The organism is Escherichia sp. WS1118 (assembly GCF_046487695.1).
Lineage (GTDB): Bacteria > Pseudomonadota > Gammaproteobacteria > Enterobacterales > Enterobacteriaceae > Escherichia > Escherichia coli.
The window spans coordinates 595,032-612,655 of the sequence record NZ_JBJQIZ010000001.1 but is presented as its reverse complement, the minus strand read 5'-3'; the positions used below and the strand labels follow the sequence as shown (position 1 = coordinate 612,655).

Here is a 17,624-nt window from a genome sequence, read left to right as displayed (position 1 = left end):
AGTCTGGATGAGGTGAAAAGCCCGCGATGAACAAAGAAATTTTGGCTGTAGTTGAAGCCGTATCCAATGAAAAGGCGCTACCTCGCGAGAAGATTTTCGAAGCATTGGAAAGCGCGCTGGCGACAGCAACAAAGAAAAAATATGAACAAGAAATCGACGTTCGCGTACAGATCGATCGCAAAAGCGGTGATTTTGACACCTTCCGTCGCTGGTTAGTTGTTGATGAAGTCACCCAGCCGACCAAGGAAATCACCCTTGAAGCCGCACGTTATGAAGATGAAAGCTTGAACCTGGGCGATTACGTTGAAGATCAGATTGAGTCTGTTACCTTTGACCGTATCACTACCCAGACGGCAAAACAGGTTATCGTGCAGAAAGTGCGTGAAGCCGAACGTGCAATGGTGGTTGATCAGTTCCGTGAACACGAAGGTGAAATCATCACCGGCGTGGTGAAAAAAGTAAACCGCGACAACATCTCTCTGGATCTGGGCAACAACGCTGAAGCCGTGATCCTGCGCGAAGATATGCTGCCGCGTGAAAACTTCCGCCCTGGCGACCGCGTTCGTGGCGTGCTCTATTCCGTTCGCCCGGAAGCGCGTGGCGCGCAGCTGTTCGTCACCCGCTCCAAGCCGGAAATGCTGATCGAACTGTTCCGTATTGAAGTGCCGGAAATCGGCGAAGAAGTGATTGAAATTAAAGCAGCGGCTCGCGACCCGGGATCTCGTGCGAAAATTGCGGTGAAAACCAACGATAAACGTATCGATCCGGTAGGTGCTTGCGTAGGTATGCGTGGCGCGCGTGTTCAGGCGGTTTCTACTGAACTGGGCGGCGAGCGTATCGATATTGTCCTGTGGGATGATAACCCGGCGCAGTTCGTGATTAACGCAATGGCACCAGCAGACGTTGCTTCTATCGTGGTGGATGAAGATAAACACACCATGGATATCGCCGTTGAAGCCGGTAACCTGGCGCAGGCGATTGGCCGTAACGGTCAGAACGTGCGTCTGGCTTCGCAGCTGAGCGGTTGGGAACTCAACGTGATGACCGTTGACGACCTGCAGGCTAAGCATCAGGCGGAAGCGCACGCAGCGATCGACACCTTCACCAAATATCTCGACATCGATGAAGACTTCGCGACTGTTCTGGTAGAAGAAGGCTTCTCGACGCTGGAAGAACTGGCCTATGTGCCGATGAAAGAGCTGTTGGAAATCGAAGGCCTTGATGAGCCGACCGTTGAAGCACTGCGCGAGCGTGCTAAAAATGCACTGGCCACCATTGCACAGGCCCAGGAAGAAAGCCTCGGTGATAACAAACCGGCTGACGATCTGCTGAACCTTGAAGGGGTAGATCGTGATTTGGCATTCAAACTGGCCGCCCGTGGCGTTTGTACGCTGGAAGATCTCGCCGAACAGGGCATTGATGATCTGGCTGATATCGAAGGGTTGACCGACGAAAAAGCCGGAGCACTGATTATGGCTGCCCGTAATATTTGCTGGTTCGGTGACGAAGCGTAATAAACTGTAGCAGGAAGGAACAGCATGACAGATGTAACGATTAAAACGCTGGCCGCAGAGCGACAGACCTCCGTGGAACGCCTGGTACAGCAATTTGCTGATGCAGGTATCCGGAAGTCTGCTGACGACTCTGTGTCTGCACAAGAGAAACAGACTTTGATTGACCACCTGAATCAGAAAAATTCAGGCCCGGACAAATTGACGCTGCAACGTAAAACACGCAGCACCCTTAACATTCCTGGTACCGGTGGAAAAAGCAAATCGGTACAAATCGAAGTCCGCAAGAAACGCACCTTTGTGAAACGCGATCCGCAAGAGGCTGAGCGCCTTGCAGCGGAAGAGCAAGCGCAGCGTGAAGCGGAAGAGCAAGCCCGTCGTGAGGCAGAAGAATCGGCTAAACGCGAGGCGCAACAAAAAGCTGAACGTGAGGCCGCAGAACAGGCTAAGCGTGAAGCTGCTGAACAAGCGAAACGTGAAGCTGCGGAAAAAGACAAAGTGAGCAATCAACAAGACGATATGACTAAAAACGCCCAGGCTGAAAAAGCCCGCCGTGAGCAGGAAGCTGCAGAGCTCAAGCGTAAAGCCGAAGAAGAAGCGCGTCGTAAACTCGAAGAAGAAGCACGTCGCGTTGCTGAAGAAGCACGTCGTATGGCGGAAGAAAACAAATGGACTGATAACGCGGAACCGACTGAAGATTCCAGCGATTATCACGTCACTACTTCTCAACATGCTCGCCAGGCAGAAGACGAAAGCGATCGTGAAGTCGAAGGCGGCCGTGGCCGTGGTCGTAACGCGAAAGCAGCGCGTCCGAAGAAGGGCAACAAACACGCTGAATCAAAAGCTGATCGTGAAGAAGCTCGCGCAGCAGTACGTGGCGGTAAGGGCGGAAAACGTAAAGGTTCTTCGCTGCAGCAAGGCTTCCAGAAGCCAGCTCAGGCCGTTAACCGTGACGTTGTGATCGGCGAAACCATCACCGTTGGCGAACTGGCGAACAAGATGGCGGTTAAAGGCTCTCAGGTCATCAAAGCGATGATGAAACTGGGCGCAATGGCAACCATCAACCAGGTTATCGATCAGGAAACCGCACAGCTGGTTGCTGAAGAGATGGGCCACAAAGTTATCCTGCGTCGTGAAAACGAGCTGGAAGAGGCGGTAATGAGCGACCGTGACACGGGTGCTGCGGCTGAACCGCGCGCGCCGGTTGTGACCATCATGGGTCACGTTGACCACGGTAAAACCTCTCTGCTGGACTACATTCGTTCAACGAAAGTGGCCTCTGGCGAAGCGGGCGGCATTACCCAGCACATTGGTGCATACCACGTTGAAACTGAAAACGGCATGATCACCTTCCTGGACACCCCGGGGCACGCCGCGTTTACTTCAATGCGTGCACGTGGTGCGCAGGCAACGGACATCGTAGTCCTGGTTGTTGCTGCAGACGACGGTGTAATGCCGCAGACCATCGAAGCTATCCAGCACGCGAAAGCGGCGGGTGTTCCGGTGGTGGTTGCTGTGAACAAAATCGATAAACCAGAAGCCGATCCGGATCGCGTTAAGAACGAACTCTCCCAGTACGGCATCCTGCCAGAAGAGTGGGGCGGCGAAAGCCAGTTCGTACACGTATCTGCAAAAGCGGGTACCGGTATTGATGAACTGCTGGATGCTATCCTGCTGCAGGCGGAAGTTCTGGAGCTGAAAGCGGTACGTAAAGGTATGGCGAGCGGTGCGGTTATCGAATCCTTCCTCGATAAAGGTCGTGGTCCGGTTGCTACCGTTCTGGTACGTGAAGGTACTCTGCACAAGGGCGATATCGTTCTGTGTGGCTTCGAATACGGTCGTGTTCGTGCAATGCGTAACGAACTGGGTCAGGAAGTGCTGGAAGCGGGTCCGTCCATTCCGGTGGAAATCCTTGGCCTGTCCGGCGTACCGGCTGCGGGTGATGAAGTTACCGTTGTACGTGACGAGAAGAAAGCGCGTGAAGTTGCACTCTATCGTCAGGGTAAATTCCGCGAAGTTAAACTGGCGCGTCAGCAGAAATCTAAACTCGAGAACATGTTCGCCAACATGACCGAAGGCGAAGTTCACGAAGTGAATATTGTCCTGAAGGCAGACGTACAGGGTTCTGTGGAAGCAATTTCCGACTCCTTGCTGAAACTGTCTACTGACGAAGTTAAAGTGAAGATCATCGGTTCTGGCGTAGGTGGTATCACCGAAACCGACGCTACCCTGGCTGCGGCGTCCAACGCCATCCTGGTTGGCTTCAACGTACGTGCTGATGCCTCTGCACGTAAAGTGATTGAAGCGGAAAGCCTGGATCTGCGTTACTACTCCGTCATCTATAACCTGATCGACGAAGTGAAAGCGGCGATGAGCGGTATGCTGTCTCCGGAACTGAAACAGCAGATTATCGGTCTGGCGGAAGTTCGTGACGTGTTCAAATCACCGAAATTTGGTGCCATCGCAGGTTGTATGGTTACCGAAGGTGTGGTTAAACGTCACAACCCGATCCGCGTTCTGCGTGACAACGTGGTTATCTACGAAGGCGAGCTGGAGTCCCTGCGCCGCTTCAAAGATGACGTTAACGAAGTCCGTAACGGTATGGAATGTGGTATCGGCGTTAAGAACTACAACGATGTCCGCACTGGCGATGTGATCGAAGTATTCGAAATCATCGAGATCCAACGTACCATCGCTTAAGGTTTTTAGGGTTCCATGCGGGATAAGGCGTTTATGCCGCATCCTGCATGGATTGCCTGATGCGACGCTGGCGCGTCTTATCAGGCCAACGTGAACAGCCCTTCCACCTGAAATTAATTTTAAAAAGGGGCTAACAGCCCCTTTTTTGTCAGGAGAATTTATTATGGCGAAAGAATTTGGTCGCCCGCAGCGCGTAGCGCAGGAAATGCAAAAAGAGATCGCTCTCATCCTGCAGCGTGAAATTAAAGATCCTCGTCTGGGCATGATGACCACCGTTTCCGGTGTCGAAATGTCTCGCGACCTGGCGTATGCCAAAGTATATGTGACGTTCCTCAACGACAAAGATGAAGACGCGGTTAAAGCGGGCATCAAAGCGTTGCAGGAAGCTTCTGGTTTCATCCGCAGCCTGCTGGGGAAAGCGATGCGCCTGCGTATCGTGCCGGAACTGACCTTCTTCTACGACAACTCTCTGGTTGAAGGGATGCGCATGTCAAACCTGGTGACCAGCGTGGTCAAACATGACGAAGAACGTCGTGTTAACCCGGACGACAGCAAGGAGGACTAATGAGTCGTCCTCGTCGTCGCGGTCGCGACATTAACGGCGTTTTGTTGCTGGATAAACCGCAGGGGATGTCCAGCAACGATGCGCTGCAAAAAGTGAAACGGATTTATAACGCCAACCGTGCCGGGCATACCGGTGCGCTGGACCCGCTGGCGACCGGCATGTTGCCAATTTGCCTCGGGGAAGCGACGAAGTTTTCCCAGTATCTGCTGGACTCCGACAAACGCTATCGGGTCATTGCGCGTCTTGGACAGCGTACCGATACTTCTGATGCCGACGGACAAATCGTTGAAGAACGTCCGGTAACCTTTAGTGCAGAGCAACTGGCGGCGGCGCTGGATACCTTCCGTGGCGATATCGAACAGATCCCTTCGATGTATTCAGCACTGAAATATCAGGGCAAAAAACTGTACGAATACGCGCGTCAGGGCATTGAAGTTCCGCGTGAAGCGCGCCCGATTACCGTTTATGAATTGCTGTTTATTCGCCATGAAGGCAATGAGCTGGAGCTGGAAATTCACTGCTCAAAAGGCACTTATATCCGCACTATCATTGACGATCTCGGCGAAAAACTCGGTTGTGGCGCGCATGTTATTTACTTGCGTCGTCTGGCGGTAAGTAAATATCCGGTTGAACGGATGGTGACCCTGGAACATCTGCGTGAACTGGTTGAGCAAGCCGAACAGCAGGATATTCCGGCTGCGGAGTTACTTGATCCATTACTGATGCCAATGGACAGTCCAGCTTCGGACTACCCAGTGGTGAATCTTCCGTTAACGTCTTCTGTTTACTTCAAAAATGGTAACCCAGTTCGTACATCCGGTGCGCCGCTGGAAGGACTGGTTCGCGTTACAGAGGGTGAGAACGGCAAGTTTATCGGTATGGGCGAAATTGACGATGAAGGCCGCGTTGCGCCTCGTCGCCTGGTGGTTGAATACCCGGCGTAATGTTAACCGTCTTGCGATAACAGGTCGCTACGAGTAGAATACTGCCGCTTAACGTCGCGTAAATTGTTTAACACTTTGCGTAACGTACACTGGGATCGCTGAATTAGAGATCGGCGTCCTTTCATTCTATATACTTTGGAGTTTTAAAATGTCTCTAAGTACTGAAGCAACAGCTAAAATCGTTTCTGAGTTTGGTCGTGACGCAAACGACACCGGTTCTACCGAAGTTCAGGTAGCACTGCTGACTGCACAGATCAACCACCTGCAGGGCCACTTTGCAGAGCACAAAAAAGATCACCACAGCCGTCGTGGTCTGCTGCGCATGGTTTCTCAGCGTCGTAAACTGCTCGACTACCTGAAACGTAAAGACGTAGCACGTTACACCCAGCTCATCGAGCGCCTGGGTCTGCGTCGCTAATTCTTGCGAGTTTCAGAAAAGGGGGCCTGAGTGGCCCCTTTTTTCAAGCTGACGGCAGCAATTCACTGGAAACTAATGTATTGTTGCTATGAATGATCTTCCGTTGCAGAGGTTCGCGCGGCTAATGAGAGGCTTTACCCACATAGAGCTGGGTTAGGGTTGTCATTAGTCGCGAGGATGCGCAGAAGATCGGGTATTAACACCAGTACCGTAAGGTACTGTCTAAGAAAGAGAAAGGATATTACATTGCTTAATCCGATCGTTCGTAAATTCCAGTACGGCCAACACACCGTGACTCTGGAAACCGGCATGATGGCTCGTCAGGCTACTGCCGCTGTTATGGTTAGCATGGATGACACCGCGGTATTTGTTACCGTTGTTGGTCAGAAAAAAGCCAAACCAGGTCAGGACTTCTTCCCGCTGACCGTTAACTATCAGGAGCGTACCTACGCTGCTGGTCGTATCCCGGGTAGCTTCTTCCGTCGTGAAGGCCGCCCAAGCGAAGGCGAAACCCTGATCGCGCGTCTGATTGACCGCCCGATTCGCCCGCTGTTCCCGGAAGGCTTCGTCAACGAAGTTCAGGTTATCGCCACCGTGGTTTCTGTTAACCCGCAGGTTAACCCGGATATCGTCGCGATGATTGGTGCTTCCGCAGCACTGTCTCTGTCTGGTATTCCGTTCAATGGCCCGATTGGTGCTGCCCGTGTAGGTTACATCAATGACCAGTACGTACTGAACCCGACTCAGGACGAACTGAAAGAGAGCAAACTGGACCTGGTTGTTGCCGGTACAGAAGCTGCCGTGCTGATGGTTGAATCTGAAGCTGAACTGCTGAGCGAAGACCAAATGCTGGGCGCAGTGGTGTTCGGTCATGAACAACAGCAGGTTGTTATTCAGAACATCAATGAACTGGTGAAAGAAGCCGGTAAACCGCGTTGGGATTGGCAGCCGGAGCCGGTAAACGAAGCGCTGAACGCGCGCGTTGCTGCGCTGGCTGAAGCTCGTCTGAGCGATGCTTACCGCATCACCGACAAACAAGAGCGTTATGCGCAGGTTGATGTCATCAAATCTGAAACCATCGCGACACTGCTTGCTGAAGACGAAACCCTGGACGAAAACGAACTGGGTGAAATTCTGCACGCTATCGAGAAAAATGTTGTTCGTAGCCGCGTACTGGCAGGCGAACCGCGTATCGACGGTCGTGAAAAAGATATGATCCGTGGTCTGGATGTGCGTACTGGTGTGCTGCCGCGTACTCACGGTTCTGCGCTGTTCACCCGTGGTGAAACGCAGGCGCTGGTTACCGCAACGCTGGGTACTGCTCGTGACGCGCAGGTTCTTGATGAACTGATGGGCGAACGTACCGATACCTTCCTGTTCCACTACAACTTCCCTCCGTACTCCGTAGGCGAAACCGGCATGGTCGGTTCTCCGAAGCGTCGTGAAATTGGTCACGGTCGTCTGGCGAAGCGCGGCGTGCTGGCAGTAATGCCGGATATGGACAAATTCCCGTACACCGTACGTGTTGTGTCTGAAATCACCGAATCCAACGGTTCCTCTTCTATGGCTTCCGTGTGCGGCGCGTCTCTGGCGCTGATGGACGCAGGTGTGCCGATCAAAGCTGCCGTTGCGGGTATCGCAATGGGTCTGGTGAAAGAAGGCGACAACTACGTTGTACTGTCTGACATTTTGGGCGACGAAGATCACCTGGGCGATATGGACTTCAAAGTTGCGGGTTCCCGTGACGGTATCTCTGCATTGCAGATGGATATCAAAATTGAAGGTATCACCAAAGAGATCATGCAGGTTGCACTGAACCAGGCTAAAGGTGCGCGTCTGCATATCCTGGGCGTAATGGAACAGGCGATCAACGCGCCGCGCGGCGATATCTCTGAGTTCGCTCCGCGTATCCATACCATCAAGATCAACCCGGACAAGATCAAAGACGTTATCGGTAAAGGCGGTTCTGTTATCCGTGCTCTGACCGAAGAAACTGGCACCACCATCGAAATCGAAGATGACGGTACTGTGAAAATCGCAGCGACCGACGGCGAGAAAGCGAAACACGCGATTCGTCGTATCGAAGAGATCACTGCAGAAATCGAAGTGGGCCGCGTCTACAATGGTAAAGTGACCCGTATCGTTGACTTTGGCGCATTTGTTGCCATCGGCGGCGGTAAAGAAGGTCTGGTCCACATCTCTCAGATCGCTGACAAACGCGTTGAGAAAGTGACCGATTACCTGCAGATGGGTCAGGAAGTACCGGTGAAAGTTCTGGAAGTTGATCGCCAGGGCCGTATCCGTCTGAGCATTAAAGAAGCGACTGAGCAGTCTCAACCTGCTGCAGCACCGGAAGCTCCGGCTGCTGAACAGGGCGAGTAAGGTTGCCATTTGCCCTCCGCTGCGGCGGGGGGCTTTTAACCGGGCAGGACGCCTTGTTAGCAACCGGGAACAGGACGTTCATTCAACCGTGGTCTTCGGGAGTGGGAAATGAAGCCTTTTTTGCGCTGGTGTTTCGTTGCGACAGCACTTACGCTTGCAGGATGCAGTAATACTTCCTGGCGTAAAAGTGAAGTCCTCGCGGTACCATTGCAACCGACTTTACAGCAGGAAGTGATTCTGGCACGTATGGAACAGATCCTTGCCAGTCGGGCTTTAACCGATGACGAACGCGCACAGCTTTTATATGAGCGCGGAGTGTTGTATGATAGTCTCGGTCTGAGGGCATTAGCGCGTAACGATTTTTCGCAAGCGCTGGCAATCCGACCGGATATGCCTGAAGTATTCAATTACTTAGGCATATATTTAACGCAGGCAGGCAATTTTGATGCTGCCTATGAAGCGTTTGATTCTGTACTTGAGCTTGATCCAACTTACAACTACGCGCACTTGAATCGCGGGATCGCATTATATTACGGCGGTCGTGACAAGTTAGCGCAAGATGATCTGCTGGCGTTTTATCAAGACGATCCCAATGATCCTTTCCGTAGTCTGTGGCTTTATCTCGCCGAGCAGAAGCTCGATGAGAAGCAGGCTAAAGAAGTGTTGAAACAGCACTTCGAAAAATCGGATAAGGAACAGTGGGGATGGAACATTGTCGAGTTCTACCTGGGCAACATTAGCGAACAAACGTTAATGGAAAGGCTCAAGGCGGACGCAACGGATAACACCTCGCTCGCTGAGCATCTCAGTGAAACCAACTTCTATTTAGGTAAGTACTACCTAAGTCTGGGGGATTTGGACAGCGCCACGGCACTGTTCAAACTGGCGGTTGCCAACAACGTTCATAACTTTGTTGAGCACCGATACGCATTGTTGGAATTATCGCTCCTGGGCCAGGACCAAGATGACCTGGCAGAATCGGACCAGCAATAGCTGACGTACACATCAGCCCGTAATCTTTTTTGATTGCCATCACCTTAACGGGTGAGGGCGTTGTTGTTCGTTAATACACCTACTTTGAGCCGGTTCACACTTTTCAATGAAAATTGCTGATCAATTTCATGATGAGTTATGTAGACTGGCCGCCATTAATTTTGAGGCACACGTACTACATGGCTGAATTCGAAACCACTTTTGCAGATCTGGGCCTGAAGGCTCCTATCCTTGAAGCCCTTAACGATCTGGGTTACGAAAAACCATCTCCAATTCAGGCAGAGTGTATTCCACATCTGCTGAATGGCCGCGACGTTCTGGGTATGGCCCAGACGGGGAGCGGAAAAACTGCAGCATTCTCTTTACCTCTGCTGCAGAATCTTGATCCTGAGCTGAAAGCACCACAGATTCTGGTGCTGGCACCGACCCGCGAACTGGCGGTACAGGTTGCTGAAGCAATGACGGATTTCTCTAAACACATGCGCGGCGTAAACGTGGTTGCCCTGTACGGCGGCCAACGTTATGACGTGCAATTACGCGCCCTGCGTCAGGGGCCGCAGATCGTTGTCGGTACTCCGGGCCGTCTGCTGGACCACCTGAAACGTGGCACTCTGGACCTCTCTAAATTGAGCGGTCTGGTTCTGGATGAAGCTGACGAAATGCTGCGCATGGGCTTCATCGAAGACGTTGAAACCATTATGGCGCAGATCCCGGAAGGTCATCAGACCGCTCTGTTCTCTGCAACCATGCCGGAAGCGATTCGTCGCATTACCCGCCGCTTTATGAAAGAGCCGCAGGAAGTGCGCATTCAGTCCAGCGTGACTACCCGTCCTGACATCAGCCAGAGCTACTGGACTGTCTGGGGTATGCGTAAAAACGAAGCACTGGTACGTTTCCTGGAAGCGGAAGATTTTGATGCGGCGATTATCTTCGTTCGTACCAAAAACGCGACTCTGGAAGTGGCAGAAGCTCTTGAGCGTAACGGCTACAACAGCGCCGCGCTGAACGGTGACATGAACCAGGCGCTGCGTGAGCAGACACTGGAACGCCTGAAAGATGGTCGTCTGGACATCCTGATTGCGACCGACGTTGCGGCCCGTGGCCTGGACGTTGAGCGTATCAGCCTGGTAGTTAACTACGATATCCCGATGGATTCTGAATCTTACGTTCACCGTATAGGTCGTACTGGTCGTGCGGGTCGTGCTGGCCGCGCACTGCTGTTCGTTGAGAACCGCGAGCGTCGTCTGCTGCGCAACATTGAACGTACTATGAAGCTGACTATTCCGGAAGTAGAACTGCCAAACGCAGAACTGCTGGGCAAACGTCGTCTGGAAAAATTTGCCGCTAAAGTACAGCAGCAACTGGAAAGCAGCGATCTGGATCAATACCGTGCACTGCTGAGCAAAATTCAGCCGCCTGCCGAAGGCGAAGAGCTGGATCTCGAAACTCTGGCAGCCGCACTACTGAAAATGGCACAGGGTGAACGTACTCTGATTGTTCCGCCAGATGCGCCGATGCGTCCGAAACGTGAATTCCGTGACCGTGATGACCGTGGTCCGCGCGATCGTAACGACCGTGGCCCGCGTGGTGACCGTGAAGATCGTCCGCGTCGTGAACGTCGTGATGTTGGCGATATGCAGCTGTACCGCATTGAAGTGGGCCGCGATGATGGTGTTGAAGTTCGTCATATCGTTGGTGCGATTGCTAACGAAGGCGACATCAGCAGCCGTTACATTGGTAACATCAAGCTGTTTGCTTCTCACTCCACCATCGAACTGCCGAAAGGTATGCCGGGTGAAGTGCTGCAACACTTTACGCGCACTCGCATTCTCAACAAGCCGATGAACATGCAGTTACTGGGCGATGCACAGCCGCATACTGGCGGTGAGCGTCGTGGCGGTGGTCGTGGTTTCGGTGGCGAACGTCGTGAAGGCGGTCGTAACTTCAGCGGTGAACGCCGTGAAGGGGGGCGTGGTGATGGGCGTCGTTTTAGCGGCGAACGTCGTGAAGGCCGCGCACCGCGTCGTGATGACTCTACCGGTCGTCGTCGTTTCGGTGGTGATGCGTAATCATCGCTGAACAGCGAACACAATCTGTAAAATAATATATACAGCCCCGATTTTACCCATCGGGGCTTTTTTTCTGTTTTTTGTACTCATGTACTGGTACAGTGCAATGCATAACAACGCAGTCGCACTATTTTTCACTGGAGAGAAGCCCTCATGGCAACACTAACCACCACCCAAACGTCACCGTCGCTGCTTGGCGGCGTGGTGATTATCGGCGGCACCATTATTGGCGCAGGGATGTTTTCTCTGCCAGTGGTCATGTCCGGGGCGTGGTTCTTCTGGTCAATGGCGGCGCTGATTTTCACCTGGTTCTGTATGCTGCATTCCGGCTTGATGATTCTGGAAGCTAACCTGAATTACCGAATCGGTTCGAGCTTTGACACCATCACCAAAGACCTGCTCGGCAAAGGCTGGAACGTGGTCAACGGCATTTCCATTGCCTTTGTGCTCTACATCCTGACCTATGCCTATATTTCTGCCAGCGGTTCGATTCTGCATCACACCTTCGCGGAGATGTCGCTAAACGTCCCTGCACGGGCAGCTGGATTTGGTTTTGCACTGCTGGTAGCGTTCGTGGTGTGGTTGAGTACGAAAGCTGTCAGCCGGATGACAGCAATTGTGCTGGGGGCGAAAGTCATTACTTTCTTCCTCACCTTCGGCAGCCTGCTGGGGCATGTACAGCCAACGACCTTGTTCAACGTCGCCGAAAGCAATGCGTCTTATGCGCCGTATCTGCTGATGACACTGCCATTCTGTCTGGCATCGTTTGGTTATCACGGTAACGTGCCGAGCCTGATGAAGTATTACGGCAAAGATCCGAAAACCATCGTGAAATGCCTGGTGTACGGTACGCTGATGGCGCTGGCGCTGTATACCATCTGGTTGCTGGCGACGATGGGCAACATCCCTCGTCCGGAGTTTATCGGCATCGCCGAGAAGGGCGGTAATATTGATGTGCTGGTACAGGCATTAAGCGGCGTGCTGAACAGCCGTAGCCTGGATCTTCTGCTGGTCGTGTTCTCAAACTTTGCGGTAGCGAGTTCGTTCCTTGGCGTAACGCTGGGTTTGTTTGACTATCTGGCAGATCTGTTTGGTTTCGACGACTCGGCTATGGGCCGTTTGAAAACAGCGTTGCTGACCTTTGCCCCGCCTGTTGTGGGTGGCCTGCTGTTTCCTAACGGATTCCTGTACGCCATTGGTTATGCTGGCTTAGCGGCTACCATCTGGGCGGCAATTGTTCCGGCGCTGTTGGCCCGCGCATCGCGTAAACGCTTTGGTAGCCCGAAATTCCGCGTCTGGGGCGGCAAGCCGATGATTATGCTGATTCTGGTATTTGGCGTTGGCAACGCACTGGTCCATATCTTATCGAGCTTTAATTTGCTGCCGGTGTATCAGTAATCAGCGGTGCCTTATCCGACATTTCTGCTGCCTACACAATGCCTGATGCGCTTCGCTTATCAGGCCTACGTAGGACAGCGTTGCCAGCTCGGATAAGGCTTCCCGCGTTAAGACATACTATCCCAACAACTCTTCCTTAACATCCATCGCCAGTTCAAACGAATGCAGGCGCGCCTGGTGGTCGAAAATCTGCCCGTTAACCATAATCTCATCGGCGTCGGTTTCGCGCAGGATCGACTGCAAGCCATGACGCACTTTCGCTTTATCGCCCACCAGCGACATACTCAGCGCCTGCTGCACACCATACTGTTCGGACGGCGACCAGAACTGATCCATATTTTGAATCGGTGGCGGCAGTTGCCCGGTTTCGCCGCGGCGCAGCTTCACAAAGGCTTGCTGCATTGAGGTAAACAGGAATTCGGCATCGCGGTTGCTGTCGGCGGCGATAATATTGATGCACACCATCGCATACGGTTTCTCCAACCGTGCCGACGGTTTGAAGTTGCTGCGATAAAGATGCAGCGCCTGGAACAACATATCCGGCGCGAAGTGTGAGGCAAACGCAAACGGCAGACCAAGCTGCGCCGCCAGTTGCGCGCTGTAAAGGCTGGATCCTAACAACCACACGGGGATTTTCTCGCCATAGCCTGGTACCGGGCGCACATGCGGATTGGGATCGCGGGCGTCAAACCAGTCCACCAGTTCCGCGACATCGCGGGGGAAATTATCAATATCGCCGCTCATATGACGACGCAGCGCCATCATGGTTCGCTGATCGCTACCCGGCGCGCGGCCCAGCCCCAAATCGATTCGCCCCGGATAGAGCGTATTGAGCGTGCCGAATTGTTCGGCGATCACCAACGGTGAGTGGTTAGGCAACATCACGCCGCCAGACCCCAGATGCAGCGTGGTGGTATTCGCCGCCAGATAGCCAATTAACACCGATGTTGCAGCACTGGCAATGCCGGTCATATTGTGGTGTTCTGCCAGCCAGTAGCGATGATAGCCGCGCTTTTCAGCCAGACGGGCGAGGTCGAGAGAGTGGGAGAACGCTTCCCGCGCTGAAGAACCTTCGGGGATGGGGGCCAGATCGAGTAGCGAAAACGCAATGGTTTTATCAGTCATAACAGCTCACTTTGTTACCGATTAGTCTTTAATACTGCATTAAAGAGTAGTTAAAGTTGTTAACAAAGTGAGCTATATACTTACGCTTGCAGCTCCAGCCCGGCCAGCCGCCGCCAGTAGCCGTTACAGTCGCTGTTTGCCGTCAACGGTAGTGGCGCAGCGCCATTTTCATTAGCGCGGAAGGCATCGAGCATTGCGAAAGTGTCAGTACCCTGCGGTGACAGGCGGACCACATCGACCAGCCCCTGCATGGATGCCAGCTCGTTACCGAGGTTGTAAACGTAGCCGCTCATGGTCTGAATGCCGTTGAGTACAAACACTTGTTGGTTTTCCTGCGACAGTACGTTGCGCCCGTTCGGATATTTAATGCAGCAGGTTTCACACTCATCTTTCGGGCGGTCTTCCGAACGCGCGGTAAAGCAGCGGGCGGAGTAGGCCAGCGGCAGATGACCGTAGCTCAAGACTTCCACTTCAAACTGGTTGCGAATGCCCAGTTCATCGCACTGATTAAGCAGATTCACCAGCCAGTCGCGGGAAAGCTCCACCGGCATACACCAGCGCATCATGCCCTGTTTGAGCAATATTTTCAGCGTCACCGCGTTGTAGCAGTTCAGCGCGTGCCCGGCGACGAACGGCAGTTTGCGTTCAGCGCACATATTCACCACGCCGAGATCGCTGGCTTCAATCAGAAACTCACCGTTCTCAACATAGCGTTTCAGTTCGCCCAGTTCGGAGGATGCCTGCACCAGCGCCAGCGTGGAGAGCACAATCTGCTTGCCACTTCCGGCGAGCGATTTTGCCATCTCCAGCCAGTCGCCAACTTTGGTTGCCCGGCGTTTGCTACAGACCGCTTCACCAAGATAAATCACGTCGGCGCTGCTGGCGGCGGCCTGCTGATAAAATTCTTCCAGCGTCTCTTTTGGCCAGTACCATAGCACCGGCCCTAAGGAATATTTCATTGCTTTTCTCACTGCCATTTACGGTGATACGCGCCAAGGGTAGTTTGCGTGCCTTCGGACATCGACCCGAGCGTCTCCATCCACGCGCTTTGCGGCACGAAGTTTTGCGGATCGGCCTTACAACGGTCGATAGCCTGACGCCAGACTTTCGCCACCTGGCTGACATACGCCGGGCTACGCTGGCGGCCTTCAATTTTCACCGAAGCGATATTCGCCGCCATTAACTCCGGCAGCAGCTCAAGGGTATTGAGACTGGTTGGTTCTTCCAGCGCGTGATAGCGCTCGCCGTCCACCAGATAACGCCCTTTACACAGCGTCGGATAACCTGCGTTTTCGCCGTCCTGATAACGGTCGATCAGCACTTCGTTCAGGCGGGATTCCAGCCCCTGCGGCGTTTGTTGCCAGCGCACGAAACGGGCCGGAGAACACGCACCCACGGTGTTGGGCGATTCACCCGTCAAATACGACGACAGATAGCAACGACCTTCCGACATAATGCACAGGCTGCCGAAAGCAAAGACTTCCAGTGGTACAGGTGTGACCCGTGCCAGTTGTTTCACCTGATGAATCGACAACACGCGCGGCAGCACCACGCGGGCAACGTCAAAATGGCGATGATAAAAGTTAATCGCCTCTTCATTGGTCGCCGAAGCCTGCACCGATACGTGGCGCTCAATATGCGGATAACGCTCGGCGGCGTACTCCAGCATGGCGAGGTCGGCGAGGATCAGCGCGTCGGCACCCAGCTGCGCCGCCATATCCACGGCGCGCTGCCAGCGGGCGTAACCGTCCGGATGCGCAAAAGTGTTAATCGCGATGTGAAGTTTGCGGCGATGTTGATGGACAAAACTCACCGCTTCCTGCAATTTTTTCTCGGTAAAGTTAAGGCCGGCGAAGTGACGGGCATTGGTATCATCTTTTAGCCCGATATAAACAGCATCTGCGCCGTTTTCGATGGCCGCCTTAAGCGCCGGGAGATTTCCGGCAGGGCAGAGCAGCTCCATAATTTTTCCTGAAGGTTGCGCTATCAAAACGCAAAAATGTTAACGAACTGGGATTTTAGTTAACCTTGCTGCGACAATTTTTGATTTAAGGCAGTTAAAGTTGTATTGGTGGTAGCAGCAATTTCATATGGAATTGTTGATTTATACCGCCATGTTATTTTTCTGATATGGCAAAATAGGATGATTGTTGAAACAGGGAGTAAAACTCGTGTTGGATAAACTGCGTTCCCGTATTGTGCATTTGGGGCCATCTCTGTTGAGTGTACCGGTAAAACTGACGCCATTTGCGCTAAAACGCCAGGTTCTTGAGCAGGTCTTAAGCTGGCAATTCCGTCAGGCGCTGGATGATGGCGAGCTGGAGTTTCTTGAAGGCCGCTGGTTAAGTATTCATGTGCGTGATATTGGCCTGCAATGGTTTACCTCGGTGGTGAATGGCAAACTGGTCGTTAGCCAGAACGCGCAAGCTGATGTGAGTTTTAGTGCCGACGCCAGCGATCTGCTGATGATTGCGGCGCGTAAACAAGATCCGGATACGCTCTTCTTCCAGCGTCGGCTGGCGATTGAAGGCGATACGGAGCTGGGGCTGTATGTGAAAAACCTGATGGACGCCATTGAACTGGAGCAAATGCCGAAAGCCTTACGCATGATGCTGCTGCAACTGGCGGATTTTGTTGAGGCGGGAATGAAAACCGCGCCTGAAACCAAACAGACATCGGTAGGTGAACCATGCTAATTCGAGTAGAAATTCCCATTGATGCGCCGGGTATTGATGCCCTGCTGCGTCGTTCATTCGAAAGTGATGCGGAAGCGAAGCTGGTTCACGATCTGCGTGAAGATGGCTTTCTGACGTTGGGGCTGGTGGCGACAGATGACGAAGGTCAGGTCATTGGCTATGTGGCATTTAGTCCGGTTGATGTGCAGGGCGAAGACCTGCAATGGGTCGGCATGGCACCGCTGGCGGTAGATGAAAAATACCGTGGACAGGGGCTGGCACGCCAACTGGTCTATGAAGGACTCGATTCGCTCAATGAGTTCGGCTATGCCGCAGTGGTGACGCTGGGCGATCCGGCGCTGTACAGTCGTTTCGGCTTTGAACTGGCGGCGCATCACGATCTGCGTTGCCGCTGGCCGGGCACTGAAAGCGCCTTCCAGGTACATCGTTTAGCGGATGACGCGCTGAACGGCGTAACCGGTCTGGTTGAGTATCACGAGCATTTCAATCGCTTTTAATCTCCGGGGTTTGCAGGCTGCTCAACAGCTCTGCAAACCCTGCGCCTTCCGCTACCAGACGCTCTTTTTGCCGTTTGGTCAGTTGCTTAACGCGATATTCCGCCCGTAGTGCCAGCGAACGATCGCCCACTGGCGCGGAAAACGTCAGCGTTAGTTCTCCTTTCCCGCGCAGTGCTTTCGCCCCTTTGCCGCTTTGGTGCTGCTGATAGCGGCGTTCGACATCTGTGGTGATCCCGGTATAAAGCTTATTGTCGGCGGTACGGATCAAGTAAAGAAACCAGGGTGTCATCGTCTGCGTCGCATGTTAAGGTCAGGCCCACAGTATA

At 53.2% G+C, this 17,624-nt stretch carries 16 protein-coding genes; 12 read left to right on the top strand and 4 right to left on the bottom strand.

Annotated elements, in window-relative coordinates:
• Positions 1–26: 26 nt before the first annotated feature.
• The 10 genes from nusA (at position 27) to mtr (ending at position 12,980) form a co-directional block, all read left to right on the top strand.
• Complete coding sequence (gene nusA / locus ACJHYO_RS02950; protein WP_001031057.1) at positions 27–1,514, top strand: transcription termination factor NusA; 1,488 nt, start codon at positions 27–29, stop codon at positions 1,512–1,514.
• A gap of 24 nt (positions 1,515–1,538) precedes the next feature.
• The gene (infB, locus tag ACJHYO_RS02945; protein WP_000133040.1) at positions 1,539–4,211 is read left to right on the top strand and encodes a translation initiation factor IF-2; all 2,673 of its coding nucleotides are present in this window, start codon (positions 1,539–1,541) and stop codon (positions 4,209–4,211) included.
• A gap of 163 nt (positions 4,212–4,374) precedes the next feature.
• Entirely contained in the window at positions 4,375–4,776 is a 402-nt protein-coding gene (gene rbfA / locus ACJHYO_RS02940; protein WP_001040205.1) for a 30S ribosome-binding factor RbfA, read from the top strand.
• Entirely contained in the window at positions 4,776–5,720 is a 945-nt protein-coding gene (gene truB, locus ACJHYO_RS02935) for a tRNA pseudouridine(55) synthase TruB (RefSeq protein WP_000089698.1), read from the top strand. The genes rbfA and truB overlap by 1 nt, the downstream gene beginning before the upstream one ends.
• Before the next feature lie 148 nt (positions 5,721–5,868).
• A complete protein-coding gene (gene rpsO / locus ACJHYO_RS02930; RefSeq protein WP_000059466.1) occupies positions 5,869–6,138 on the top strand; it encodes a 30S ribosomal protein S15 in 270 nt (89 codons plus the stop codon).
• Positions 6,139–6,384: 246 nt separating this feature from the next.
• Positions 6,385–8,520 carry a polyribonucleotide nucleotidyltransferase gene (pnp, locus tag ACJHYO_RS02925; RefSeq protein WP_001298330.1) on the top strand — a complete coding sequence of 712 codons (2,136 nt, stop codon included), beginning with the start codon at positions 6,385–6,387 and terminating at the stop codon, positions 8,518–8,520.
• A gap of 108 nt (positions 8,521–8,628) precedes the next feature.
• The gene (gene nlpI, locus ACJHYO_RS02920; RefSeq protein ID WP_000802080.1) at positions 8,629–9,513 is read left to right on the top strand and encodes a lipoprotein NlpI; all 885 of its coding nucleotides are present in this window, start codon (positions 8,629–8,631) and stop codon (positions 9,511–9,513) included.
• A gap of 106 nt (positions 9,514–9,619) precedes the next feature.
• Positions 9,620–9,700: a protein YrbN gene (gene yrbN / locus ACJHYO_RS02915; protein ID WP_010723222.1), complete on the top strand. Its 81-nt coding sequence runs from the start codon at positions 9,620–9,622 to the stop codon at positions 9,698–9,700.
• Positions 9,693–11,582: an ATP-dependent RNA helicase DeaD gene (gene deaD, locus ACJHYO_RS02910; protein WP_001442045.1), complete on the top strand. Its 1,890-nt coding sequence runs from the start codon at positions 9,693–9,695 to the stop codon at positions 11,580–11,582. The genes yrbN and deaD overlap by 8 nt, the downstream gene beginning before the upstream one ends.
• A gap of 153 nt (positions 11,583–11,735) precedes the next feature.
• Positions 11,736–12,980, top strand: a complete 1,245-nt coding sequence (gene mtr / locus ACJHYO_RS02905) for a tryptophan permease (protein WP_000224361.1) — start codon at positions 11,736–11,738, stop codon at positions 12,978–12,980.
• Positions 12,981–13,097: 117 nt separating this feature from the next.
• Here mtr and ACJHYO_RS02900 read toward each other — a convergent pair whose 3' ends face one another.
• From ACJHYO_RS02900 to ACJHYO_RS02890, 3 genes are all read right to left on the bottom strand, one after another.
• Entirely contained in the window at positions 13,098–14,105 is a 1,008-nt protein-coding gene (locus ACJHYO_RS02900) for a luciferase-like monooxygenase (protein WP_000130380.1), read from the bottom strand.
• An 80-nt stretch (positions 14,106–14,185) separates the two neighbouring features.
• A complete protein-coding gene (locus tag ACJHYO_RS02895) occupies positions 14,186–15,064 on the bottom strand; it encodes a U32 family peptidase (protein WP_001298329.1) in 879 nt (292 codons plus the stop codon).
• Positions 15,065–15,072: 8 nt separating this feature from the next.
• Positions 15,073–16,068 carry a peptidase U32 family protein gene (locus tag ACJHYO_RS02890; RefSeq protein WP_000421305.1) on the bottom strand — a complete coding sequence of 332 codons (996 nt, stop codon included), beginning with the start codon at positions 16,066–16,068 and terminating at the stop codon, positions 15,073–15,075.
• A gap of 208 nt (positions 16,069–16,276) precedes the next feature.
• On the opposite strand from ACJHYO_RS02890, the gene ACJHYO_RS02885 reads away from it, so the two are divergent.
• Both ACJHYO_RS02885 and ACJHYO_RS02880 read left to right on the top strand, forming a co-directional pair.
• Complete coding sequence (locus ACJHYO_RS02885) at positions 16,277–16,801, top strand: SCP2 domain-containing protein (RefSeq protein ID WP_085455553.1); 525 nt, start codon at positions 16,277–16,279, stop codon at positions 16,799–16,801.
• The gene (locus tag ACJHYO_RS02880) at positions 16,795–17,298 is read left to right on the top strand and encodes a GNAT family N-acetyltransferase (protein ID WP_000908554.1); all 504 of its coding nucleotides are present in this window, start codon (positions 16,795–16,797) and stop codon (positions 17,296–17,298) included. Before ACJHYO_RS02885 ends, ACJHYO_RS02880 begins: the two co-directional genes overlap by 7 nt.
• On the opposite strand, the gene yhbQ is transcribed toward ACJHYO_RS02880, so the two are convergent.
• Positions 17,285–17,587, bottom strand: coding sequence for a DNA damage response exodeoxyribonuclease YhbQ (yhbQ, locus tag ACJHYO_RS02875; protein WP_085455552.1), 303 nt, complete (start codon positions 17,585–17,587; stop codon positions 17,285–17,287). The genes ACJHYO_RS02880 and yhbQ overlap by 14 nt on opposite strands.
• Between the last annotated feature and the right edge of the window lie 37 nt (positions 17,588–17,624).

Coding starts and splice junctions, on each gene's coding strand:
- nusA (WP_001031057.1), top strand. CDS start 27: ATGAACAAAGAAATTTTGGCTGTAGTTGAAGCCGTATCCAATGAAAAG.
- infB (WP_000133040.1), top strand. CDS start 1,539: ATGACAGATGTAACGATTAAAACGCTGGCCGCAGAGCGACAGACCTCC.
- rbfA (WP_001040205.1), top strand. CDS start 4,375: ATGGCGAAAGAATTTGGTCGCCCGCAGCGCGTAGCGCAGGAAATGCAA.
- truB (WP_000089698.1), top strand. CDS start 4,776: ATGAGTCGTCCTCGTCGTCGCGGTCGCGACATTAACGGCGTTTTGTTG.
- rpsO (WP_000059466.1), top strand. CDS start 5,869: ATGTCTCTAAGTACTGAAGCAACAGCTAAAATCGTTTCTGAGTTTGGT.
- nlpI (WP_000802080.1), top strand. CDS start 8,629: ATGAAGCCTTTTTTGCGCTGGTGTTTCGTTGCGACAGCACTTACGCTT.
- yrbN (WP_010723222.1), top strand. CDS start 9,620: ATGAAAATTGCTGATCAATTTCATGATGAGTTATGTAGACTGGCCGCC.
- deaD (WP_001442045.1), top strand. CDS start 9,693: ATGGCTGAATTCGAAACCACTTTTGCAGATCTGGGCCTGAAGGCTCCT.
- mtr (WP_000224361.1), top strand. CDS start 11,736: ATGGCAACACTAACCACCACCCAAACGTCACCGTCGCTGCTTGGCGGC.
- ACJHYO_RS02900 (WP_000130380.1), bottom strand. CDS start 14,105: ATGACTGATAAAACCATTGCGTTTTCGCTACTCGATCTGGCCCCCATC.
- ACJHYO_RS02895 (WP_001298329.1), bottom strand. CDS start 15,064: ATGAAATATTCCTTAGGGCCGGTGCTATGGTACTGGCCAAAAGAGACG.
- ACJHYO_RS02890 (WP_000421305.1), bottom strand. CDS start 16,068: ATGGAGCTGCTCTGCCCTGCCGGAAATCTCCCGGCGCTTAAGGCGGCC.
- ACJHYO_RS02880 (WP_000908554.1), top strand. CDS start 16,795: ATGCTAATTCGAGTAGAAATTCCCATTGATGCGCCGGGTATTGATGCC.
- yhbQ (WP_085455552.1), bottom strand. CDS start 17,587: ATGACACCCTGGTTTCTTTACTTGATCCGTACCGCCGACAATAAGCTT.